Here is a 21,595-nt window from a genome sequence, read left to right as displayed (position 1 = left end):
GTAGGTCGGACATCGGTGAGTGCTGCACTGTGCGTGATGGCGTTGACCGCCGGCTGCAGCTACGAGCTGACGTCCTCCGGCGCAGGGAGCGATGTGTCGCGTGATGTTCAGGAGGCGCGGGACGGATTTCTCGAGACCCCGGGAATGGCCGCACTGTTCGACGACCTCTACGGGCAGGGCATCGGAACGACCGTCAACGAGGTGTTCGCGCTCGGTATCTACATCCCCGGCTTCTGCGAGACCCGCGCCCAACAGGGACTCACGGAGGAGGAAGCCGTCGCAGAGGTGACCGATTCTCTGGGAGCAACCTACGAGAAGGGGACCGGCGAACCCTGGGCCGAGCCGATCGTGCAGGCCGCGGAGGAGCACGTCTGCCGCTGAGTCGGGTGCGGTGTCGGTGGCTCATGCGAGCATGGACTCGTGGAGTCCAGCGGCCGACCCGTGGCGAGCATCATGCACGCCGATCTGGACTCCTTCTATGCCTCGGTGGAGCAGCGTGACGACCCGCGGTTGCGCGGCAGGCCGGTGATCGTCGGCGGGGGAGTGGTGCTCGCCGCCAGCTACGAGGCCAAGGCTTTCGGGGTACGCACGGCGATGAGCGGTGGGCAGGCCCGCGCCGTGTGCCCGCAGGCGATCGTCGTCCCGCCACGCATGGATGCCTATTCGCAGGCGAGCAAGGACGTGTTCGACGTCTTCCACGACACCACCCCGCTGGTGGAGGGCATCTCCATCGACGAGGCATTTCTCGACGTCGGCGGCTTGCAGAAGATAGCGGGCAGTGCGACCGAGATCGGTCGGCAACTGCGCCGGGACGTCGCCGAGCAGGTCGGGCTGCCCATCACCGTCGGGATCGCCACCACCAAGTTTCTGGCGAAGGTGGCCAGCGCCTTCGCCAAGCCCGACGGCCTTCTTCTCGTGCCGCCCGGTGGCGAACTCGAGTTCCTGCATCCGCTGAACATCGAAAGGCTCTGGGGCGTAGGCAAAGTGACCGCCGAGAAGCTGCACGTCCTCGACATCAGGACCGTCGGGGATATCGCAGCCTACGGCGAGCGGTCGTTGGCATCGGTGCTCGGCAAGGGAGCGGGCTCCCATCTGTACGCGCTCGCCATGGGCCGGGATCCGCGACGCGTCCAACCCGGGAAGTCACGCAGTTCCATCGGCGCACAGCGGGCACTCGGACGCGGCAGGCACGACGCGGCCGAGGTGGAGGCCTCGTTGATCGGGCTTGTCGATCGCGTCACGCACCGTATGCGCGCAGCAGAGCGAACCGGTCGAACGGTCATGTTGCGCTTGCGGTTTGCCGACTTCACTCGCGCTACCAGATCACACACGCTCGATCGCGCCACCGCTGACACCCGAGACATCCTGGACGCCGCGCTCGAACTGCTCCGTGATGCCGCACCGCTGATCGCCGAGAAGGGCATCACCCTCGTCGGTGTCACCGTCTCGAGTATCGACAAGGGTGGAGCCGAACAGCTCGAGTTGCAGTTCGACGCACCGCAGGTGCGGACGCCGCCGGAGGCATCGGCTCTCGACCGTGCGCTCGACGGGGTGCACAAGAAGTTCGGATCGACATCGCTCACTCGTGGGGTGCTTCTCGGCCGCGATCCGGGAATCTCGGTTCCGCTGTTGCCCGACTGACTAGTGCCGAGTCGACGGTTGCACCCGAAAGCCCGTGGGCATCATGGTCAGTCGCTCCACGACCTGAAGCCGGTACGACGGGTCGGCGTGCAGATCGAAACGCTGGAGAATGGTTCCGAGTACCAGGACCGCCTCGTGAATGGCGAATTGCCTTCCGATGCAGGCGCGTTCACCGGTACCGAAGGGCTTGTAGACATGAGCCGGTCTGGCCCTGATGCGGTCGGGTAGAAAGTTGTCCGGGTCGAACTCGCCGGGACGATCGCCCCACACCGGATCGCGATGCAGGGCCGTCACCAGCACGATCGCCCAGTCCCCGGCCGCCATTCGGTAGCCGTCACCGACGGTGGTCTCGGCCCGTGCTCCTCGGCCGAACGCGGGAACCGTCGGCCACAGGCGCAACGATTCGTCGAGGACTCGGCGGACGTACCGTAGCTTGGGGACTTGCCCGAACTCGGGTTTGCCCGCACCCCAGACTTCGTCGACCTCGGCGCGGGCCCGTTCGAAGACCTCCGGATGTGTCGCCAGGTAGTACAGCGCGAACGACAGCGCACCGGAGGTGGTCTCGTGCCCGGCGATCAAGAACGTCAGGATCTGGTAGCCGATGTTGGCTTCGCTCAATGCATTCGGATTGTCGACGTCGCGTGCCGCGTTCATCATGATCTGCAGCAGGTCGTCGAAGTTCTCGGTGGACCGGCGTCGAGTTCGGACGACGTCTGCGAGGACGTCGGCCAAATACTGTTTGTTCTGCGCGTACGCGCGATCCGATCGGGCGAACAAGGGTTTCGCGAACGCGGGAACCCTGAGCATCGCCCGCCGCTGGTTGTAGGTCAGTGCGCCGACCATCGCGGAGACGAACGGATGCGGCTCGGTTCGCGCGAACGAGCCGAAGCTGTAACTGAATCCGGTACGACCGATCGTCTCGAGCGTCAGCTTCGTCATGTCCGAGGACACGTCGGTCGTCGCCCCGGTGCGTGCGCAACCTTCCCAGTGCCGAACCAGATCGTCGGCGACGTCGACCATTATCTCGTGATAGCCGCGCATGGCACCGGCGGTGAACGCCGGACGCAACAGATCGTGGGCGCGTTGCCAATTCGGTTCGTGGTTGTAGGCGGTGAACAGACCGTCGGCTCCGATGTCGCGCAGATTCTCGACGCCGGGAGGGAGAAACTTCTCGAACCGCTTCTCGTCGCACAGTTCGCCCACCACATCGGCACCCGAGGCGAACACGAACCGTCGGCCGAGGATGCTCCGCTCGAACATGGTGCCCAGGCGGCCGGCCATGGCGGTCGAGTCCTGAACCGGTGTGCGCGGGTTGATTCCGAGAATGTCGCCGAGCACGGGGACTCGGTACGGGGGATGCGGCAGAGGGCCGTTTCGTACCGCGAACTCAGTCGACATCGCCACTCCATCGTTTCGAGACAAGCCTGTTGAACCGGTGTTCAATAGTGACCGTACTCGCTGTTGAACCCGTGTCAAGTAAAGTTCGAGGCCCATGACCACACCCCGTAAGCGGATGACGCCGACGCAACGGCGTGCGCAGCTACTCGAGATCGGCTCGGCGCTGTTCGCCGAGCGGCCCTACGAGGACGTGTGGATCGAGGAGGTCGCCGACCTCGCAGGCGTCTCCCGCGGGTTGATGTACCACTACTTCCCGTCCAAGCGTGAATTCTTCGTCGAGGTCGTGCGCACCGAATCCGAGCGAAACCTCGACCTCACCGCACCGGACACCTCCCTTCCGGTCCTCGATCAGATCGCCGCCGGTCTCGACGCGTACATCTCCTACACCGACGAGCACGCGCACGGCGTCCGCGCCGTCAACCGCGGGTCTCTGCTGGGAGACCGACGGATCGACGACATCCTCAGGCGCGAGTTCGAGATCCAGCAGGAGCGGATCCTGGCTGCTCTGCCCGAAGGATTTCGTGACGACGAGATTGTCCGCACCGCACTGCGCGGGTGGGTGGCGTTCGTGCGGGCGGTGTGCCTGGACTGGGTGGAGCGCAGAACTCTGAGCCGAGAACAGGTTCGTGCGGTGTGTCTGCGTGCCGTGGCAGGTCTTCTCGAGGTGTGAGCTGCGGGGTTATCGTCGATGCATGTGCCGAAACATCACCACCCTGCGAGGGCTGGAACCACACGCAACCGACGAGGAGATCGAAGCGGCCGCGCGTCAGTACGTCCGCAAGATCAGTGGTGTGCAGAAGACCTCGGACGCCACCCGTGACGCCTTCGAGGTTGCCGTCGCCGAGGTGACGGCGACGACGCACCGGCTCCTCGACGCGCTCCCGGAGCGGCGTCAGCCACCGCCCACGGTGCCGCCGCTGAGGCGTCCCGAAGTGCAGGCGCGAATTGCGGCCGCGGGAGTGCAGTCTGCGGAACGACCCGCATCGGCCTCGAAAGCCGGATCCTAGACGGTGCTGTCCGGCGGCACCGCTGGAAGTCCTTCGCTCACGCGCAGCTTCTCGGCCATCGAGCTGAGCAGGTTCTGAGATTCCTCGGACAGGTCGAATGCCCTGGCGGACAGGCGACGTAGGCCGTATCCCTGCAGCTGGGTGAGCAGTTCGAGGTCGTGATCGACCTTGGCCGCATAGATGTTGTCGAAGAAGTAGTCGGCCTTGACCTTGAAGAACGCGGCGAGTGCCGCCACGGTGTCGGCGGACGGATTGACGCGCTGCCCCGACCGCAGTTGCGAGATGTACGGCTTGGAGATCTGGTGCCCGCGCAGGGCGAGTGCGTCGGCGACCTCGGCATTGGTGTGTGGCTTGCGTCCGGGCGGGTGGATCGTGGCGAACAGATGGTTCAGACGTGCGGCGAAATCAGCGGACATCGGGGATGTGTGTGCCTTCCTGATACAGCCGCTGCCCACCCGGGCAGATCGGTCCGCCACGGACCGAACCGGCTCATAGTAGCCGCTGTCGTGATCCCGTCGAATCATGGCTGACCTGCAGAAATCCGTCCCAGAATCGGACTGATCGGTTTCATGAGGTGGGTGACGTGCGGGGCCGAGTCCGCGCGGCCGGGTACCCGGGGAAACGGGATCGAACGAATGCTTTTCCGCAGAATCGGGCGCGTGATCGGAGCCTCGGTGGCAGACTGTCTTGCCAGGCGGAGGGGGTGGAGATGACCGGTCGTCGACGACGAACGTTCGATTCACGAGACGGTGACGCGGAGGTGGTCGAGCCTCTGCTTCGTGCAGTGCTGTCCTACGCACCGCGGGACGAATCGCCCATGCCGCACCCGTCCGAGGGAATCATGCTCCGCGCCGAGGACGGCTCCGGATTCGTTCGGCTCGAACTCGCCATCGCAGACGATCTCGGCGCAGGTATCCCGGGTCCGTTCGGATCCAGGTTCTACGAATGTGGATCGTTCGAAGTGATTGTCCCGCAGCGAGATCCCTGGGACGGTGCACTGCTGATGATCCACCTGCTCGACACCCGAGCGCCCCACCGCTTCGAGTTCGTCACGTCCATGCCGCCTCGGTGGAGCCTGCGGCTCGAGCACGACGGCTCGGTGTCGGTACTCGACGATTCCGGTGATGCGGTGATCTTCATCGGCCGCCCATGGGCTTTCGACTCGGATCTGCATCCGGTTCGCGTGCACTACACCATCGAGAACGACCTTCTGGTGCAGAACGTCCTGGCCGACGCGGACGCGGGCTATCCCATTCTGATCGACCCCGATCCCGACGCGATCATCACCGGAGACGGCAGGCTCATCACCGAGACCTGGACTCCTCGCCTGGTGGCGGGCGGAATCGTCGAGGATCTGCCGCCGAAGTCTTTGTCGAGCTGAAACCCGAGCAGCGCAACGTGATTCAGAACGGATCGTGCTGAATGTGCTCCATCGGTGTGCCGACCTTGCGGAGGGCGTAGATCGTCGTCCGAACCATCGACGGCGACCCACAGATCTGAATCTGCCGATCGGCCCACGAGCCGAACTGGGTCACCACCTTGCCCACCGCGCCGTGCAGACGGTGGTGCATTCCCCATGGCAGTTCGCGAGGTGTGCCCGAGTACCACCACGGATTCTCGAGCTCCTCGGTCACCGGAACGACCGTCAGCCACGGATTGGACAGAGACAGCTGCCACAGCGTGTCCAGATCGTAGAGATCACACGGATACGTCCCGCTGACGAACAGATGCACCCGCGGATTGTTGCTGCGCTGCGCCATCTCCATGACCTGCGCGCGCAGCGGAGCCAGGCCGGTACCTCCCGCGATCATCAGCACGTCCTCGCGGATCGCGCGATCGACGTGCATCCCGCCCAGTGGCGGGCTGATGGACCAGCGATCACCGACCGCGGTCTCGGTGACTATCGCCGGCGACACCCAGCCCCCGGATACGCGTCGGACGTGGAACTCGATCTCGCCGTACGGATTGCTGGGGATGGCCGGGGACAGATACCGCCACAGCTTGGGCCGCTGTGGAATCTGCACACTGACGTACTGCCCGGGGAAGTACGGAATTTCGCCGTCGGTCTTGAGCCGCACGACCGCGAGGTCGTCGAGAAGCCGATGATGTTCGACGACGGTGGCACTCCAGAACGGCGGCAGTTCGTCGTTGTCGGCGGCTTCGGCCATTGCGTCGCTCACGACGGTGAGTGTGTCGTTCCAGGCCGTCTCGACCTCGTCGGTCCACACCTCGTTGCCGGCGAAGGTGCGGAACGCGCTGATCAGGGCCGAGCTGCCCGCACGGAAGTGCGCGCCCGAGATTCCGTGCTTGCGGTGGTCCCGGCCGAGTTGCTCGAGGAACGGTTCGACGCGGTCGGGGTCGTCGAGATGCTCGAAGACGTACCCGAGCGCCATGACGAAGTGTTCACGCAACGCATCCATCGACGCGGGGAACAGGGCGCGGAAGTGGGGGTGCTCGGCGAACAGGTGGCCGTAGAAGGACCGAGACAGCCGCGCCGGTCCGTCCTGGGCGGCCACGACGGACTTGAATCCGGTGCGAACCAGGGAGATCGTGCGTGCGTCGAGCATCGATCTACCTCCACCCCACCGATTGCCCCACCGGTCACTGCCGTCGACCGTCTCCAAAGTAGACCGATCGAGGGTATCGCGCACGGTGCGGAATGTGCAGAGTCGCGCACGAAGAAAATCAGGGTTGAGCGGAACAGACTCAACTTGTCTATGGTTGTACCCAGCGACAGTCACGAAACCCGATCCGAGAAAGAAGGTGACCGGTGGACAGTTTCACTCCCACCACGAAGTCGCAGGCAGCGCTTTCTGCTGCCCTGCAGGCCGCATCCGCGGCCGGTAACCCGGACATTCGTCCGGCACATTTGTTGGTGGCGTTGCTCGATCAGACCGACGGCATCGCCACACCCTTGTTGAAGGCCGTCGGCGTCGACCCTGCAACGGTGCGTCGAGAAGCGCAGAACCTCGTCGATCGCATGCCCTCGGCATCCGGCTCGACCACCACTCCGCAACTCGGCCGTGAAACCCTCGCCGCGATCACCGCAGCGCAGCACCTGGCCACCGAACTCGACGACGAGTTCGTCTCCACCGAGCACCTCATGGTGGGCCTGGCTGGTGGAACTGGTCGTTCCGCAGGCTCCACTCCTGCCGGCAACGACGACGTGGCCAAGCTTCTGAGCGGCCACGGAGCCGGACCCAACGAATTGCGCGACGCCTTCCAGGCCGTCCGTGGCAGCGCGCGGGTCACCAGTGCAGACCCCGAGAACACCTACCAGGCGTTGGAGAAGTACAGCACCGACCTGACCGCGCTGGCCCGCGAAGGCAAGCTCGATCCCGTCATCGGGCGCGACACCGAGATCAGGCGCGTCGTGCAGGTCCTGTCGCGACGCACCAAGAACAACCCGGTGCTCATCGGCGAGCCCGGCGTCGGCAAGACGGCCATCGTCGAAGGACTCGCCCAACGGGTCGTGGCAGGCGATGTTCCGGAGAGCCTGCGCGGCAAGACCGTCGTCTCCCTCGACCTCGGTTCCATGGTCGCGGGGGCGAAGTTCCGCGGTGAGTTCGAGGAGCGGCTCAAGGCCGTGCTCGACGACATCAAGAACTCCGCGGGCCAGGTCATCACGTTCATCGACGAGCTGCACACCATCGTCGGTGCCGGCGCGACCGGCGAGTCCGCGATGGACGCGGGCAACATGATCAAGCCGATGCTGGCCCGCGGCGAACTGCGTCTGGTCGGTGCGACGACCCTCGAGGAGTACCGCAAGTACATCGAGAAGGACGCTGCCCTCGAACGACGCTTCCAACAGGTCTACGTCGGAGAGCCCTCGGTCGAGGACACCGTCGGAATCCTGCGCGGACTCAAGGAACGCTACGAGGTGCACCACGGCGTCCGGATCACGGACTCCGCCCTGGTCGCTGCGGCAACGCTCAGTGATCGGTACATCACCGCCCGCTTCCTGCCGGACAAGGCCATCGACCTCGTCGACGAGGCCGCGTCGCGGCTGCGCATGGAGATCGACTCGCGCCCCGTCGAGATCGACGAGGTGGAGCGGGCCGTCCGTCGCCTCGAAATCGAGGAGATGGCCCTGGCGAAGGAGACCGACGACGCGTCGAAGGCTCGCCTCGACAAGCTCCGCCAGGAACTGGCCGATCTGCAGGAGAAGCTCGCCGGGCTCAGCACCCGCTGGCAGAACGAGAAGAACGCCATCGACTCGGTGCGGGTCCTGAAGGAGGAGCTCGAGAACCTGCGCGGGGAGTCCGACCGCGCCGAACGCGACGGCGATCTGGGTAAGGCCGCCGAGCTGCGTTACGGACGCATCCCGACGCTCGAGAAGGAGCTCGCCGCCAAGACCGAGGACTCTCCTGCTCAGGGCGAGGTGATGCTCAAGGAGGAAGTGGGACCGGACGACGTCGCCGACGTCGTCGCGGCCTGGACCGGAATCCCGGCCGGCCGGATGCTCGAAGGCGAGACCGCCAAGCTGCTCCGCATGGAGGACGAACTCGGCAAGCGAGTCGTCGGACAGAAGGACGCAGTACAAGCGGTGTCCGACGCCGTCCGGCGCTCCCGTGCCGGGGTGGCCGATCCCAACCGTCCGACGGGATCGTTCCTCTTCCTCGGCCCCACCGGCGTCGGCAAGACCGAGCTGGCGAAGGCGTTGGCGGAGTTCCTGTTCGACGACGAACGGGCGATGGTGCGCATCGACATGAGTGAATACAGCGAGAAGCATGCCGTCGCTCGGCTCGTCGGTGCACCTCCGGGCTACGTGGGCTACGAGGCCGGCGGACAGTTGACCGAAGCCGTGCGCAGGCGGCCGTACACGGTGGTGCTCTTCGACGAGGTCGAGAAGGCACACCCCGACGTGTTCGACATTCTGCTCGCAGTGCTCGACGAGGGCCGTCTCACCGACGGCCAGGGCCGGACCGTCGACTTCCGCAACACGATCCTGATCCTCACCTCCAACCTCGGTGCCGGCGGTACCAAGGAGCAGGTGATGGACGCGGTGCGGCGTTCGTTCAAGCCCGAGTTCGTCAACCGACTCGACGACGTGGTGGTGTTCGACGCGTTGTCCGAGGATCAGCTCGAGTCGATCGTCGACATCCAGCTCGGCTTCCTGGCCAAGCGTCTGTCGGCTCGTCGCCTGACACTCGAGGTGTCGTCGCCGGCGAAGATGTGGCTCGCGGTGCGCGGTTACGACCCGCTGTACGGTGCGCGTCCGCTGCGTCGACTGATCCAGCAGGCCATCGGGGATCAACTGGCGAAGTTGCTCCTCGCCGGTGAGGTCCACGACGGCGATGTGGTGTCGGTCAACGTCAGCCCGGATGGCGAGCACCTGATCCTGGGCTAGCCGGGGTCGCCTGTCCGAACAGGCCCGCACGAGCGCTGCTCGTGCGGGCCTGTTTCGTGCTTCGACCGGGGTGCAGCGGGTGGGTACGCTCGTGGAATGACGAATCCGGACGACCCGCGGTCACCTCGAGAACGCGATCAGGACGCGGCACGCCAGGCGGAGTCGTCCGAGCCGACCCAGGACGACGGTCGGCCGTACTCCGGAACCCAGCAAGACCCCGACGGCGCTCACCCGACCGAGGCATATCCGACGCAGGCGTATCAGAACCCGGGCTACGAGAACCCGGGCTACGAGAACCCGGCCTACCAGAATCCGGCCCAGCCGAATCCGGACCCGCAGGCGTATCCGCCGGGGTATCAGCCGACGCAGGCGTTTCCGCCGTACGACCCCGAGCAGCAGGCTGCGGCGAATCAGGCCTACGGCCAGACCCAGCAGTACGGTCAGGCCCCGGGTTACGGCCAGACCCCGGGGTACAACACTGCTCAGTACGGGCAACCCCCGCAGTACGGGCAGGCTCCGGGCTACGACACTGCGCAGTACGGCCACACTCAGCAGTTCGGCCACACTCAGCAGTTCGGACAGCCGCCGGAGTACGGCACTCCACCTCCCACCGAAGGACCGAACGACGCCGATTCCGGCAGCAAGGGGCCCCGACCGTGGGTTCTGGCGCTCATCGGACTTGTCGTTCTCGCCATCGTCGTGGTGTTCGGCATTTCCTTCCTGAGCGGGGGATCGGACGAGCCCGCGACCACGGCGACTGCGCCGTCGACCTCGATCCGGCCGCCCACCTCGACTGCGCCCACGACCACGCCGCAGCCCACCGAATCGGGCACGGCCACCACACCCGAGCTGATCCCGGGGGGAATTCCCGAGATTCTCGGCCAGCTCGGCTCGTCGGTGGGAACGATCACCGCCAACGACGGCTCGACTCTGACGCTCGACGGTCTCGACGGGGCCCCGGTCACGGTGCAGACCACACCCCAGACCCAGATAATCTCGTTGTCCGGTAGCGATCTGGCGTCGCTGACCGTCGGTGCATTCGTCGTGGTGCAGGGCGAGGCCGTCGAGGACGGAACGATTCGCGCGAACGTCATCATCGAAACGCCGAGTCTGGGTGGTTAGGCAACCCGCGTTGCAGTAGGGAAGGTTCACAGGCCCCGGCGGTGGTGGGCGGCGAAGGTGTCGATGTCGATTAAGGTGGTTCGCGATGACGGCAATGTGGTTCGGCCTTGCGGCAATTGCACTGATGGGTGCAGTGGCCCTGCTCTACATCGACAGGTCCAAGCGAGATCGGTCCGGACGTGTACGGCAGATGTGGGCCAAGGCTCAGGGGTACGAGTACCGACCGCACGATCGAGAACTGGTCACGCGGTTCTCGCGCGCTGCCCTGTCCAAGCCGGAGTTCGACGTGGCTCTCGGAGTGGTGACCGGCGTTCGACGCGGTGAGGAGTTCGTTCTCTTCGACGTCGAGGAGACGGGCACGATCGTGGCCGTGCAACGCTCGGTCGGTTCGGATGTCGACATCGATCTTCGGCCGCGCTCGACGCCACCGCCGCGCGACGAGGACATGGAACTGCTCGGTTCCATCGGCCCACGCGTGGTGTTCGCAACCGACGTCGACATCGCTCGGCGTGTCTGCGACCAGCGGATGGCAGCGTTCACCGAGTCCATCCCGGAGAATCTGCAGCTGCTGTGGAGCGAGAAGGACTGGACGCTCGGGTCACTGCCGCTCGGCAGTGTCGGTCGCGATTGGGATGCCGCGATCGACGCGGTCGCGAGACTGTCGGGCATGTTGCACGTGCTGCCGCCGGTTCGCGGAAGCGCGGTCTACGGCGCTCGCCCCGGTGATGATCGGAGTGATCCCGGTAGGCCGTCGGTGCACGAGGCACCCACGCAGCAAGCACCGGTGGCACACAATCCTCGGCCTCGCGTGGCCGAACCCCGTATTCAGGCGGTTCGACGCCCGGAGCCGCCCGTCGCCGAGCCCAGAACCCCTGCACCCAACACGCCTGAGCCGAGGGTTCGGCCTCCTCGCGCCGCCGAGCCCCGTGTCCAGGAACCGCGTGTCCAGGAACCCCGTGTTCAGGAACCTCGTGTTCAGGAACCGCGTGTGCAGGAGCCGCGTCCGCAGGAGCCGGGGCGCAGGCCGCGTCCGCCCAGGCCCGATGCTGCCGGTCCGCAGGCCGCAAGTAGGGCGAATCCGTCGCGTCCGGTGCCGCGTCCGCCCGTCTCGCGTCCGATTCCGTTCGACTCGGACCGCCGACGCAATCAGCCGTGATCGAAGTTCGGGCGTGTTTACGGGCGCAGACGCGCTTACGCGGCTAAATTCGTACCTCGTGACGGTTTCTTCGGGTGTTGTCGTGGCAGTCCTGGTCCTCATTGTCGTGGTCGGTTACGTGGTGGTCGCGGTGCGTCGACTCGGTCGATACAGCGATCAGACGGAGCAGAGTCTGCGGCTGGTCGATGTCGAGCTCGATCGGCGTCACGAGCAGTTGGGCCCGTTCCTCGCCGCCGCGGAGGCCACCGGGCTGTCCGCTGATCTGCTGCGTCAGCTCGGCGGTGCACGTTCGTGGTCCAAGGCCGTGCGCGATCGCAGCCTGGGTCTGCAGGCGCAGGCCGCCGCCGAGAACGCCCTGTCCGCCGCGTTTCACGCCGTGCTCGCCGATGCCGATGCGCGTCGGAACGCGTTGGGCAATTGGTCGTTTCAAGGCCCGGCCGGTGAACTGAACGTCACCGAGCGCCGTATCGCAGGCGCGGTGCGGGTGTACAACGACAACGCGTATCGGTTGTCGCAGGCGATCGGCACGTTCCCGTCCTCGCTCGTCGCCAGGGCTCGTTCGATGACCGCACCGGAACCGTTCGTGGAAACCAAGGAACTGCTCGACGAGCAGCAGTCGGCCGAAATCGCTGCCTAGTGGCAGAACGATCAGCGGAGCCGGCGGGAGCGCCTGCGCGGGTCGGTGGGTAAGTTCGTACCGACCTATCGAAGATCCGTGGTGCGACGAGAGGAATCCGAACATGGCCGACAGTGCCGCGAATTCGGACCGGCAGGAACTGGCCGATTTGGTGAAAGAGCTTGCCGTCGTGCACGGGAAGGTCACGTTGTCGTCGGGCAAGGAAGCCGACTACTACGTCGATCTTCGTCGCGCGACTCTGCATCATCGGGCAGGCGCGCTGATCGGTTCGTTGATGCGTGATCTGGTTGCCGACTGGGATTTCGTGTCGGTCGGCGGTCTGACGATGGGTGCAGATCCGGTGGCGATGTCGATCATGCATGCGCAGGGGCGTCCGATCGATGCGTTCGTGGTGCGCAAGGCCGCGAAGGCGCACGGCATGCAACGTCGGATCGAGGGTCCGGACATCGTCGGCAAACGTGTTCTGGTGGTGGAGGATACGACGACCACCGGAAATTCTCCGCTCACTGCCGTGCAGGCTCTGCGGGACGCGGGAGCGACGGTCGTCGGCGTGGCCACGGTGGTCGATCGGGCGACCGGGGCGGACGAGGTCATCGCCGCAGAGGGGCTCGAATATCGATCCCTCCTCGGCCTGGCGGACCTCGGCCTGTAACCCCTGGCTCCGAAAGAGCTTGTCAGCGAACGAGTTGCGCGACGACGACGAAGTTGTCGTCGGTGGGTTCGCCGCCCTGGACGTCGCAGTTTGCGAGGATCAATCGTCCCGGTACCGAGCGTCGGAGTTCGTTGTCCGCGAGCAGAGATCCCTTCGGTAGAGGGCCGACCGATTCGACCGCGTACTGCAAGGTGCCGCTCGGGGTGCGCAACACGACGGTGTCGCCCGGGGTCACTACCCGCAACGCCTTGAACGGGGCGTCACGCTTCGAGTAGTTATGTCCGGCAACCACTACCGTTTGTTCGGTCGAGGTTCCCGGCATTCCGCTCTCGGCCCACCACGCGGGCAGTTCGTCGACCGGGTTCAGCACCTGGCCGCTCTCGCCGCCGCGGTAGAGCGGGTCGGGATGGATCGGGCTGCTCAGGTAGGTCGTGCCGTCCGAGGATCGGAGTTCGATGTGGTCCGGCTGAGCGGGAGCGACGTCGCTCGCCGGTGCAGCCACCGAGATCTGTGACTGCACCGGCGAGCGATCGGGCGCGGCGATCCCGACTTCGTCACTCGCACAACCTGATACGAGTAGAGCGAGGGCCAGGATCGCCGTCCACAGCCAGCGGGTTCTACGAGGTGGCATCGGTGGAGCTGCGGCGACGCAGGTAGAACGCTCCGCCTGCTGCCGCGACCACGACCACGCCGACTCCGGCCAGGATCACCGGGGTGTTGGACGAGCTGTCCGATCCGCCCGACGCCTCGTTCGAGGAGTCGCCGAGAGCGAGATCGACCGGCGGCAGATCGCCGGCAACGCTGACGACACCGTTCTCGTCGGTGGTGAAGTAATCCGCCACTGTGAACGATCCGTCCTCGTTCTTGACGCCGACCAGGGACACTCCGGTCTCGTCGACGACGACGGTGTTCTCGTCGATCTCGGTGACCGGAACGTCCTCGCGGACAACATTTCCGAGGTTGATCGTCCACTCGAATTTCGGTCCGCTGGCGGCCAGTTCGGCTGCTGCGGCCTTCAGATCGGCCTCGGCCTTGGCCTTCGCGTCGGCATCGGCCTTGGCGGCATCGACGTCGGCCTGTACGGCTGCCAGGGCGTCCGCGGCCTCCGTCGCCTTGGCCTTGGCTGCCGCGGCTGCCTCGGTCTTGGCTGCCAGATCTGCATCGGCGGCGACGACCGCGGCGTCGGCGTCCAGAACTGCCTGCGCGGCGTCGTCGGCCGTCTTCTGCAGTGCCGCGATGTCGGCGTCCGACGGGGCGGCGTCGAGTGCGGCCTGGGCTGCGGTTGCTGCCTCTGCCTTGGCGTCGGCGTCGGCCTTGGCCGCATCGGCTGCTGTTCGGGCGTCGGCTGCAGCCTTCTGCGATTCGGTCTCCTCGCCTGCGGCAGCCTCGGCTGCGGCTTCGAGGTTCTTGGCGTTCTGCTCGGCCATCGCGGCCACGGCAGCTGCGGTCTGAGCCTCGATGTGCAAGGCCAGCGACTTGGCCGCGGTGGCAGCTGCGGCCCTGGTGGCGGCAGCGACCTTGGCGAGGTTGAAGTTCTTGAACGAGTCCTGCAGTGCCTGGAGGGAGTCCTCGACGGCCTTGGTCGACGCATCGGCCTCGACTTTGGCGCTGGCGGCGAGCTCGGCCTTCGCGTTCGCGTCGGCGCGGGCGGCCGCAGCTGCGGCGGTGGCTTCGGGGTCGCCCGATACCGCTGCGGCTTCGAGCTCGACAGCCAGATCCTCCGCCGTCTTCGCGTCGGCTGCGGCCTGGTCCGCTGCTGCCTTGGCCTCGCCGGCCGCGGTCTCGAGCTCGGCAGCGTCCTTCTTGGCTGCGGTGACCGCAGCACTCGCGGCCTCGCTTTGGACCTTGGCCGATGCGGCGGCCGTGACGGCAGCCTTGGCCTTGACGTCGGCCTCGGCTGCAGCGACCTCGGCCTTGGTGGCGTCGTTACTCGCGGCGGTGTCGGCGGCCTTGGCGGTCTCGAGGCGCACCTGAGCGGCGGCAGATGCTTCGGCGGCAAGCTTGCTGGCCGCTTCGGCGTCGGCGATCGCCTGCCTCTCCGCGTCGGACAGCTGCGGGATGACGTCGAGGTTGACCGTCGCGGTGCCGTCGTCGTTGAAGACGACGCCGCCGGTGACCTGGGGCAGCGGGCGGATGGTCGACGGTAGCTCGGGGGCCGGGACGGCTGCGGCCGCTGCGGCTGCGGCGTCTTCCGGGGTGACGGCCGGAGCAGGTGCTTCGATCTGCGCGTCGACGGTGGCGGATCCTTCGACCGCTGCGCCCTCCTCGGTGGTGGGAGCTCCGGATTCGGTGCCGCCCTCGGTGGCCGGCTGCTCGACTGCGGAGCTTTCGGGTGTCTGATCCTGCGCACTGGCAATTCCCGGTGCAGCGATGGAGAGGGACAGTGCCATGGCGGCCCCGGCAGCGGCGAGGCGCGCCTTCTTGGACCTGGCGATCGACTTCTGCGACATGGAGATTGTGGCCCTTCGGTCAGTGGCAGCAGAGTGCTGCGCGCACCCGCCCTCCCACGCGGAACGGGTGTAGTTGGTGAGTCACACGAACAACCGTGTTGACGTGACCGTAAACCAACCGGCCGGTCTCGGGAACCGTTCAAGCCTTTACCTGAGAATTGGTTATGAAAGTGTTACTGATGGGACTCATGTGACGAGTGAGAATCGCGAAAGCGAACGGCGGTCGAGATCCGAAGATCTCGACCGCCGCGAAAACCTGTTCAGGTGAAGGTATTTCAGTCGCCGACCGTCACGGCCCGGGCCTCGTCGATGCTGTGAGGTGCGGGTTCGTGGTCGTCGACATGAGCGAGCACCTTCCGGCCGGTCGCCAGGACCACGATGGCGAGGGCAGTGCAGGCGGCACCCACCCAGAACGGGACGTGCATGTTCGACTCGCCCAATTTGCCGGCCAGGTAAGGAGCCGCGGCCCCGCCGGTGAAGCGAACAAAGCTGTAGGCCGCCGACGCCGTCGAGCGCTCGACCGGTGCCGAGATCATCACGGTCTCGGTGATCAGCGTGTTGTTGACGCCGAGGAACAGCCCGGCCACGACGGTTCCCACGATGAGGACGATCTTGTTCTCGGTGAACATCGCCATGACGGCCAGGTCGAGGGCGAACAGCAGCAGCGCGAGCATCATCATGTTCAGCGTTCCGAAGGCCCGCTGCAGTTTCGGTGCCACGAACACCGATGCGATCGCCAGGCACAGGCCCCAGCCGAAGAAGATGAAGCCGATGGAGTACGTGCCCATGTCCAACGGGAACGGGGTGTAGGCGAGGAGGGTGAAGAATCCGTAGTTGTAGAGCAGCGCGGTGATGCCGACGGTGAGCAGGCCGCGGTGACGAAGCGCGCGGAACGGGTCGAGGATCGAGGTGGTGTGCGCGGGCTTCGGGGTGTCCGGCAGCATGACGATGAGCAGGATGAACGCGACGGCCATCAGTGCAGCAACGCCGAAGAACGGTCCGCGCCAGCTGAACCCGCCGAGAACGCCACCGACGAGGGGTCCGGTGGCGATACCGATACCCAGAGCGGCCTCGTAGAGGATGATCGCGCGAGCGACACCTCCCGATGCGGCACCGACGATGGTCGAGAGCGCCGTCGCGATGAACAGGGCATTGCCCAGTCCCCAGCCTGCGCGGAAACCGATGATCTCGCCGACCGATCCGGACGTGCCCGCGAGAGCCGCGAAGACGACGATGATCGCCAGTCCGGCCAGCAGGGTGCGCTTGGGTCCGAAGCGGCTCGACACGACCCCGGTGATCAGCATCGCGAATCCGGTCACGAGCATGTAGCTGGTGAACAGCAACGACACCTGAGACGGCGAGGCATCGAGTTGTTCACCGATGGGCTTGAGGATGGGATCGACGAGGCCGATGCCCATGAAGGCGATGACGCTGGCGAACGCGACGGCCCACACCGCTCGCGGTTGCTTCAGCAGGCTTTCGGGGGAGGTGCTGGTGGTCACGAAGAGGTTCCTCTCATTCCGCGATCGACGGGCTCGAGGATGCTGCGAAGCTCGCTCAGTCCGTCGGTCAGTTTCTGGATCTGTTCCGGGTCGCGGTCGGACAGGTACGGCACCAGTCCGTCGACGATGTGGCGTCGACTCGCGGCGAGCCATCGGTGGCCGTCGTCGGTCATCTCGATGAGGACGGCACGGGAATCGTCGGGATCGGCGGTTCGGGTGACGAGGCCGCTCTTGCTCAGCTTGGCGAGCAAGGCCGTCGCCGACGGTTGGGAGCAGCGGTCCAGCTCGGCGAACGTGCTGATGCGCAGGGGCTGATATTCCTCGAGCAACGACAGTGCCCGCATCCACGCTCTCGGCCATTCGTCGCTGCCGAACCGTGCGGCCAATCGGACGAAACGTGACGAGCTGGTGACCAATTGCGACAGAAGGTCCCGGATGTCTGCGTCGGAGTGACTCACCGATTTATTGTTACATACACTAACTATCTAATGCAACGGCACAGGTGACCTGCGGAAGGACACCGGGGGTCGCGTCAGTACTGGCGGAGGAGAGCGGCGATGTCGCGGTCCCACTCGGCGTCCCGATGACCGTCGTAGCGAAAGCGCATCAGGTGATGGAAGCCGATGAGAATCGATGCCACGAGCACCCAGCTACCGATGGTGTTGAAGATCGACGCGGCCACGACGTCCGACGAGGTCAGTGGTCGCATGCTCGGGTTGCCGCTGTCGTCGACCCAGATCTGCGTGGTGGTACCGACGGGTGATCCGGTGTCCACGCTGACGCGTCCGGTGTGCTCGACGCCTCGGTAGACCCACCGTGAGTCGACGGCGGTCGCCGCTGCGCCGGACGCGCCGAATTCGGTCGATGCGACGGGTGCGGATTCGGCGGCGGCGGTGGTGGTCGCGGTGACCTGGTGAATCGAGGTCTTCTGGTCCTCGAGTCGCTGTTGCTGATCGGTGTGGGCGGCGGCACCGATCCACAGCGACACCGGAACCATGAGGATCAGCAGTGCGGTCACCCAGTGCTTGATGCGGGCCTGGCGAACGTCACAGTCGCGGAGCAACGGGTTGGGGTGGCCTGCGAACGCGGAGCGGCCCGAACTGTCCTGCCCGGTGAGTTTGCGGCGCATGCTGGTCCCCACTGCCTCGAAATGATCCGACCGACCTTTCCACGATGGCGACGCAACCTGCGAGTATCAAGCGATAGGGGTCAGCGTCACATGTGATGCTCACTGTGACGAGATGTTCGGGTGGAGGTCTGCGATGGTTGTCGGTCGGGTTCGGCGGGCTCGGGCGGCCGCGCTGGTAGCGGGTGCGGTGACCGTGGTCGGTGCCTGGACGGGGTCGATACCGTTGCAGCGCATGGCCAAGCCTCTGATAGTCCCGGCCCTGGCGAGCGGCCTCGATCCGGGCCGAGATCGGGTGCTCACGGCTGGTCTCGCGGCGGCAACGATCGGCGACGTTCTGCTGATCGACCCGGACGACGACTCCGCTCTGGAATGGGGTGCGCGTGCGTTCGCCGTGATGCAGGGCAGTTATACGTATCTGCTGTACCGCAAGGGTGCGCGTCCGGCACTGATCGACGCCGTTCCGCGGTACGCCGGATGGGCGGCCGCGGCGACGCTACTGGCCAGGCGACAGCCCGCGGTGGCGTCGACCCTGATCGCGTACGGTGCGGTGCTCGCGACCACGTCGACCCTGTCTGCTCGTTCTGTCTCCCACGGCGGCGATCGACGGCTGATGATCGGCGGTGCCTTGTTCACTGCATCCGACGCACTGATCGTCTTCCGCCGACTGTTCCTGACCGAGGATCGTCAGCGGCGGACCGCGGAGGCCATAGTCCTGTCGACCTACGTCGCGGCGCAGGTCCTACTCGTCGAAGCCCTCGCTTCGGGGTAGCAGCAGCACTCGCTCGCGGTGGGCGGGGTCGACGCGAACGGCGATGACGGTGCCCGGCTCGAACCGCGAGGTGTCCGAGCGGGGGACGTCGTAGACGATCTTGCCGAAGTAGCTGCTCGAGCCGGGCACGGTGAATTCGAGGTCCAACTCGGCGGTGTTCTCGTCGATGCGACGGATCGCATCGACCGTCGCCCATCCTTCGACGCCGTGTTCGATCAGTTCCTTCTGCTCACGCGTCGGTCGTCCCGCGAGCATCATGGCCAGGCCGAGGGCCGCGCCGAATCCGGCGACCAGGGCCGCCAGCTGGTACGGAAGCGTCCCGGGCGGGGTTCGCTTCATCAGCCAGCCGATCCAGATCGCCAGCACGATGGCGTATCCGATCGTCACTACGACGACTGCTCGCACGATTCTCGCGTTGTTCACTTCGGTGCTCCTGGGTCGCCGGAGGCGACTGTTCGATATTCGACGATAGGGGGTTACCGGTAAGTAGGGTTACATGTACGGTGATCGATGTGACTCGACCAACTGTCTTCATCTCAGGCGCAGCTGCCGGTATCGGCCGCGCGACGGCTCTCAAGTTCGCGGCCAACGGCTACCTCGTCGGTGCATACGACATCGACGAGACCGGCTTGGCATCGCTCGGCAAGGAAGCTGCCTCGCTCAGCGGCCGCGTCGTCACCGGCATCTTGGATGTAACCAACTCCGACCAGTGGGAAACCCGGCTGAAGGAGTTCGTCGCCGAGGGTGACGGTCGACTCGACATTCTGATCAACAACGCCGGAATTCTCGCCGCGGGCGCTTTCGAGGACATGCCGCTGTCGGTGCATCGTCGTCAGATCGACATCAACTTCAACGGGGTCATCTATGGCACCCTCGCGGCATTTCCGTACCTCAAGGACACCGCAGGCGCGCAGGTCGTCAACCTGTGTTCCGCGTCGGCCATCTACGGTCAGCCCGAGTTGGTGACCTACGGCGCGACCAAGTTCGCGGTGCGCGGCGTCACCGAGGCGTTGGATCTCGAGTGGAGCAAGTACGACATCTCGGTCAAGGCCATGTGGCCGCTGTTCGTCCAAACGGCGATGACGCAGGGCGTGTCGACGGGCACCACGAGCTCGTTGGGTATCAAGCTCACCGTCAAGGACGTGTCCGACGCGATCTTCGACGCGACTCGTCCGGTGAAGCGTCGGTTGCACAAGGTGCATTTCCCGGTCGGCCTGCCGTCCAAGGCACTCTCGCTCGGCTCGCGCTTCTCGCCCGCATGGCTCACTCGCGAGGTCAACCGGCGTCTGAGCCACACCTAGATCTCCTCGCCGGACGATGCCGGCACTGCGCCGGTATCGTCGGTCTTTCGAGCAGTCGATGTCGAAAGGTGGGTCGGGGTTTCTTCATGCCGATTACGTGGGGTGCGAGCGGGCAGCGATCGAGCAGAGCACGGCAAATGGGTTGGGCACGAGCCTGGTTGGTGGGAATCGGGGTCGGTACGGCGCTCGTTCTCGTCGGCTGCAGCAGTGAGTCCGCTGCCCAGCCTCCACCGCCTGCGTCGACCACGACTCCGGTGCCGACGACGACGCAGACCACCACCACTCCTGCGCCCGTGACGACCACGGAAGTGCCACTGCCGCCGCCCCCGCCTCCGGTGGAGCCGCCGCCCACCGCGGAACCGCAGACGACGTACGCCGCCATCGGCGGTGCGTACTACTTCAGTTCCCCCGACGGTCTGTTCCAGTGCGGGATCGTGCCGCTCTCCAGTCGTGTCGAGGCCGGGTGTCAGGGCACCACCACCCCGGTGCCGCCGCGGCCCGACGACTGCATGATCAACTGGGGCAACGGTATTCGTGTCACCAACGATGGCCCGGCGGCGTTCATGTGTTCCGGCGGTGTGGTCTACACCTCGGGCGGCGAGACGATCGATCCACCGCTGGCGGTCGGAGCGAGCATCTCCGAGAACGGATTCACCTGCACGTCCGCCGAGAACGGCATCTCGTGCGTCGACGACGCAACCGGGCACGGCTTCCGCATCGCACCGGACAGCAACGAAGTCTATTGAGCGAGAACACGATCGGCAGCGAATCGTCGTCGGACGATGCCGGCCCCACCGAGTGGGGTGAGAACCCGAACGGCGTCGGACCGTGGTTCGACACGCACACCGAACCGCCACCCGACGATCCGCGATTGGACCCGGACCTGCTCGCGGGCGGAGATCGCCGCAACGTGGTCGACGCCTACCGCTACTGGCGACGCGAGGCGATCGTCGCCGACATCGACACCCGACGGCATTCGCTGCACGTCGCCATCGAGAACTTCACCAACGACGCGAATATCGGGACGGTGGTGCGCACCGCGAACGCCTTCGCCGCGCAGGCGGTCCACATCGTCGGACGTCGTCGGTGGAACCGTCGCGGTGCCATGGTCACCGACCGCTACCAGCACATCCATCACCACGACTCGGTGGAGGCGCTGATGGCGTTCGCGGCCGAGCAGGGCCTTGTGGTCGTGGCCGTCGACAACACCCCTGGGTCGGTACCGATCGAGACCGCGGAGTTGCCGCGTCACTGTCTGCTGCTCTTCGGTCAGGAGGGACCGGGTGTCACCGACAGTGCCCGCGAATCGGCTTCGATGACGGTATCGATCGCGCAATTCGGTTCCACGCGCAGCATCAATGCAGGTGTTGCCGCCGGGATTGCGATGCACTCGTGGATTCGGCGGCACGCGGATCTCGATGCAGCGTGGTGAGTCGCAGCGCTGTCCGAGGGGGTTTCCGGGGCGGGATGTAACGAATCGG

General features: G+C 65.9%; 23 protein-coding genes. 14 read left to right on the top strand and 9 right to left on the bottom strand.

The window, feature by feature from the left end; translation table 11 throughout:
* Positions 1-15: 15 nt before the first annotated feature.
* Positions 16-381, top strand: coding sequence for a hypothetical protein (locus CH274_RS28520; RefSeq protein ID WP_141214751.1), 366 nt, complete (start codon positions 16-18; stop codon positions 379-381).
* Between the two features lie 72 nt (positions 382-453).
* On the top strand, positions 454-1,641 hold the full coding sequence (gene dinB, locus CH274_RS28515) for a DNA polymerase IV (protein WP_179275897.1): 1,188 nt from the start codon (positions 454-456) through the stop codon (positions 1,639-1,641).
* Here the strand turns inward: dinB and CH274_RS28510 are convergent, their stop codons facing one another.
* Positions 1,642-3,039 carry a cytochrome P450 gene (locus CH274_RS28510; RefSeq protein WP_094659557.1) on the bottom strand — a complete coding sequence of 466 codons (1,398 nt, stop codon included), beginning with the start codon at positions 3,037-3,039 and terminating at the stop codon, positions 1,642-1,644.
* A 94-nt stretch (positions 3,040-3,133) separates the two neighbouring features.
* On the opposite strand from CH274_RS28510, the gene CH274_RS28505 reads away from it, so the two are divergent.
* Together CH274_RS28505 and CH274_RS28500 are read left to right on the top strand one after the other, a co-directional pair.
* Complete coding sequence (locus tag CH274_RS28505) at positions 3,134-3,709, top strand: TetR/AcrR family transcriptional regulator (protein WP_094659556.1); 576 nt, start codon at positions 3,134-3,136, stop codon at positions 3,707-3,709.
* Positions 3,710-3,731: 22 nt separating this feature from the next.
* Positions 3,732-4,046: a DUF2277 domain-containing protein gene (locus CH274_RS28500; protein WP_094659555.1), complete on the top strand. Its 315-nt coding sequence runs from the start codon at positions 3,732-3,734 to the stop codon at positions 4,044-4,046.
* Here the strand turns inward: CH274_RS28500 and CH274_RS28495 are convergent.
* On the bottom strand, positions 4,043-4,462 hold the full coding sequence (locus CH274_RS28495; protein WP_032397406.1) for a helix-turn-helix domain-containing protein: 420 nt from the start codon (positions 4,460-4,462) through the stop codon (positions 4,043-4,045). The two genes, CH274_RS28500 and CH274_RS28495, sit on opposite strands and share 4 nt — an antisense overlap.
* Before the next feature lie 293 nt (positions 4,463-4,755).
* Here CH274_RS28495 and CH274_RS28490 point away from each other — a divergent pair, with 293 nt between their 5' ends.
* Complete coding sequence (locus tag CH274_RS28490; protein ID WP_143544543.1) at positions 4,756-5,427, top strand: hypothetical protein; 672 nt, start codon at positions 4,756-4,758, stop codon at positions 5,425-5,427.
* Positions 5,428-5,449: 22 nt separating this feature from the next.
* Here the strand turns inward: CH274_RS28490 and CH274_RS28485 are convergent, their stop codons facing one another.
* Complete coding sequence (locus CH274_RS28485; RefSeq protein ID WP_094659554.1) at positions 5,450-6,613, bottom strand: globin domain-containing protein; 1,164 nt, start codon at positions 6,611-6,613, stop codon at positions 5,450-5,452.
* 203 nt (positions 6,614-6,816) lie between these two features.
* Between CH274_RS28485 and clpB the strand changes: the two genes are divergently transcribed.
* From clpB to pyrE, 5 genes are all read left to right on the top strand, one after another.
* Positions 6,817-9,396, top strand: coding sequence for an ATP-dependent chaperone ClpB (gene clpB, locus CH274_RS28480; protein WP_094659553.1), 2,580 nt, complete (start codon positions 6,817-6,819; stop codon positions 9,394-9,396).
* A gap of 96 nt (positions 9,397-9,492) precedes the next feature.
* On the top strand, positions 9,493-10,518 hold the full coding sequence (locus CH274_RS28475) for a DUF5666 domain-containing protein (RefSeq protein WP_094659552.1): 1,026 nt from the start codon (positions 9,493-9,495) through the stop codon (positions 10,516-10,518).
* Between the two features lie 85 nt (positions 10,519-10,603).
* Complete coding sequence (locus CH274_RS28470; RefSeq protein WP_094659551.1) at positions 10,604-11,674, top strand: hypothetical protein; 1,071 nt, start codon at positions 10,604-10,606, stop codon at positions 11,672-11,674.
* A 58-nt stretch (positions 11,675-11,732) separates the two neighbouring features.
* Positions 11,733-12,311 (top strand): LemA family protein, encoded by a 579-nt coding sequence (locus CH274_RS28465; RefSeq protein WP_256993721.1) that lies wholly within the window; start codon positions 11,733-11,735, stop codon positions 12,309-12,311.
* A gap of 103 nt (positions 12,312-12,414) precedes the next feature.
* The gene (gene pyrE, locus CH274_RS28460; protein ID WP_032397163.1) at positions 12,415-12,963 is read left to right on the top strand and encodes an orotate phosphoribosyltransferase; all 549 of its coding nucleotides are present in this window, start codon (positions 12,415-12,417) and stop codon (positions 12,961-12,963) included.
* A gap of 22 nt (positions 12,964-12,985) precedes the next feature.
* Here the strand turns inward: pyrE and CH274_RS28455 are convergent, their stop codons facing one another.
* The 5 genes from CH274_RS28455 to CH274_RS28435 all read right to left on the bottom strand — a co-directional run bounded on the left by CH274_RS28455 (position 12,986) and on the right by CH274_RS28435 (position 18,044).
* Positions 12,986-13,594, bottom strand: a complete 609-nt coding sequence (locus CH274_RS28455) for a class F sortase (protein ID WP_094659549.1) — start codon at positions 13,592-13,594, stop codon at positions 12,986-12,988.
* Positions 13,581-15,413 carry a hypothetical protein gene (locus CH274_RS28450; protein WP_032397161.1) on the bottom strand — a complete coding sequence of 611 codons (1,833 nt, stop codon included), beginning with the start codon at positions 15,411-15,413 and terminating at the stop codon, positions 13,581-13,583. Before CH274_RS28450 ends, CH274_RS28455 begins: the two co-directional genes overlap by 14 nt.
* 275 nt (positions 15,414-15,688) lie before the next feature.
* Positions 15,689-16,915 (bottom strand): MFS transporter, encoded by a 1,227-nt coding sequence (locus CH274_RS28445; protein ID WP_094659548.1) that lies wholly within the window; start codon positions 16,913-16,915, stop codon positions 15,689-15,691.
* Entirely contained in the window at positions 16,912-17,373 is a 462-nt protein-coding gene (locus tag CH274_RS28440; protein WP_032397159.1) for a MarR family winged helix-turn-helix transcriptional regulator, read from the bottom strand. The genes CH274_RS28445 and CH274_RS28440 overlap by 4 nt, the downstream gene beginning before the upstream one ends.
* Positions 17,374-17,447: 74 nt before the next feature.
* Positions 17,448-18,044 (bottom strand): Rv1733c family protein, encoded by a 597-nt coding sequence (locus CH274_RS28435; protein ID WP_045198656.1) that lies wholly within the window; start codon positions 18,042-18,044, stop codon positions 17,448-17,450.
* Positions 18,045-18,177: 133 nt separating this feature from the next.
* On the opposite strand from CH274_RS28435, the gene CH274_RS28430 reads away from it, so the two are divergent.
* Positions 18,178-18,813, top strand: coding sequence for a lysoplasmalogenase family protein (locus CH274_RS28430; RefSeq protein ID WP_094659547.1), 636 nt, complete (start codon positions 18,178-18,180; stop codon positions 18,811-18,813).
* Here CH274_RS28430 and CH274_RS28425 read toward each other — a convergent pair.
* Entirely contained in the window at positions 18,784-19,236 is a 453-nt protein-coding gene (locus tag CH274_RS28425; RefSeq protein WP_032397157.1) for a hypothetical protein, read from the bottom strand. The genes CH274_RS28430 and CH274_RS28425 overlap by 30 nt on opposite strands.
* An 89-nt stretch (positions 19,237-19,325) precedes the next feature.
* On the opposite strand from CH274_RS28425, the gene CH274_RS28420 reads away from it, so the two are divergent.
* The 3 genes from CH274_RS28420 to CH274_RS28410 all read left to right on the top strand — a co-directional run bounded on the left by CH274_RS28420 (position 19,326) and on the right by CH274_RS28410 (position 21,546).
* Positions 19,326-20,114 (top strand): SDR family oxidoreductase, encoded by a 789-nt coding sequence (locus CH274_RS28420; protein ID WP_218829245.1) that lies wholly within the window; start codon positions 19,326-19,328, stop codon positions 20,112-20,114.
* Between the two features lie 86 nt (positions 20,115-20,200).
* Complete coding sequence (locus CH274_RS28415) at positions 20,201-20,860, top strand: DUF6636 domain-containing protein (protein WP_306436616.1); 660 nt, start codon at positions 20,201-20,203, stop codon at positions 20,858-20,860.
* The gene (locus CH274_RS28410; protein WP_179273147.1) at positions 20,857-21,546 is read left to right on the top strand and encodes a TrmH family RNA methyltransferase; all 690 of its coding nucleotides are present in this window, start codon (positions 20,857-20,859) and stop codon (positions 21,544-21,546) included. Before CH274_RS28415 ends, CH274_RS28410 begins: the two co-directional genes overlap by 4 nt.
* Positions 21,547-21,595 lie beyond the last annotated feature (49 nt).

Origin of the sequence: Rhodococcus sp. 06-418-5, from assembly GCF_002258285.1 — a bacterium.
Classification (GTDB): Bacteria; Actinomycetota; Actinomycetes; order Mycobacteriales; family Mycobacteriaceae; genus Rhodococcoides.
Note: the sequence above shows the minus strand (reverse complement) of the source record. Positions and strands in the feature narration are given on the sequence as shown.

Coding starts and splice junctions, on each gene's coding strand:
- CH274_RS28470 (WP_094659551.1), top strand. CDS start 10,604: ATGACGGCAATGTGGTTCGGCCTTGCGGCAATTGCACTGATGGGTGCA.
- CH274_RS28510 (WP_094659557.1), bottom strand. CDS start 3,039: ATGTCGACTGAGTTCGCGGTACGAAACGGCCCTCTGCCGCATCCCCCG.
- CH274_RS28500 (WP_094659555.1), top strand. CDS start 3,732: ATGTGCCGAAACATCACCACCCTGCGAGGGCTGGAACCACACGCAACC.
- CH274_RS28485 (WP_094659554.1), bottom strand. CDS start 6,613: ATGCTCGACGCACGCACGATCTCCCTGGTTCGCACCGGATTCAAGTCC.
- CH274_RS28455 (WP_094659549.1), bottom strand. CDS start 13,594: ATGCCACCTCGTAGAACCCGCTGGCTGTGGACGGCGATCCTGGCCCTC.
- CH274_RS28475 (WP_094659552.1), top strand. CDS start 9,493: ATGACGAATCCGGACGACCCGCGGTCACCTCGAGAACGCGATCAGGAC.
- CH274_RS28450 (WP_032397161.1), bottom strand. CDS start 15,413: ATGTCGCAGAAGTCGATCGCCAGGTCCAAGAAGGCGCGCCTCGCCGCT.
- pyrE (WP_032397163.1), top strand. CDS start 12,415: ATGGCCGACAGTGCCGCGAATTCGGACCGGCAGGAACTGGCCGATTTG.
- CH274_RS28435 (WP_045198656.1), bottom strand. CDS start 18,044: ATGCGCCGCAAACTCACCGGGCAGGACAGTTCGGGCCGCTCCGCGTTC.
- CH274_RS28490 (WP_143544543.1), top strand. CDS start 4,756: ATGACCGGTCGTCGACGACGAACGTTCGATTCACGAGACGGTGACGCG.
- CH274_RS28415 (WP_306436616.1), top strand. CDS start 20,201: ATGCCGATTACGTGGGGTGCGAGCGGGCAGCGATCGAGCAGAGCACGG.
- CH274_RS28505 (WP_094659556.1), top strand. CDS start 3,134: ATGACCACACCCCGTAAGCGGATGACGCCGACGCAACGGCGTGCGCAG.
- CH274_RS28495 (WP_032397406.1), bottom strand. CDS start 4,462: ATGTCCGCTGATTTCGCCGCACGTCTGAACCATCTGTTCGCCACGATC.
- CH274_RS28430 (WP_094659547.1), top strand. CDS start 18,178: ATGGTTGTCGGTCGGGTTCGGCGGGCTCGGGCGGCCGCGCTGGTAGCG.
- dinB (WP_179275897.1), top strand. CDS start 454: ATGCACGCCGATCTGGACTCCTTCTATGCCTCGGTGGAGCAGCGTGAC.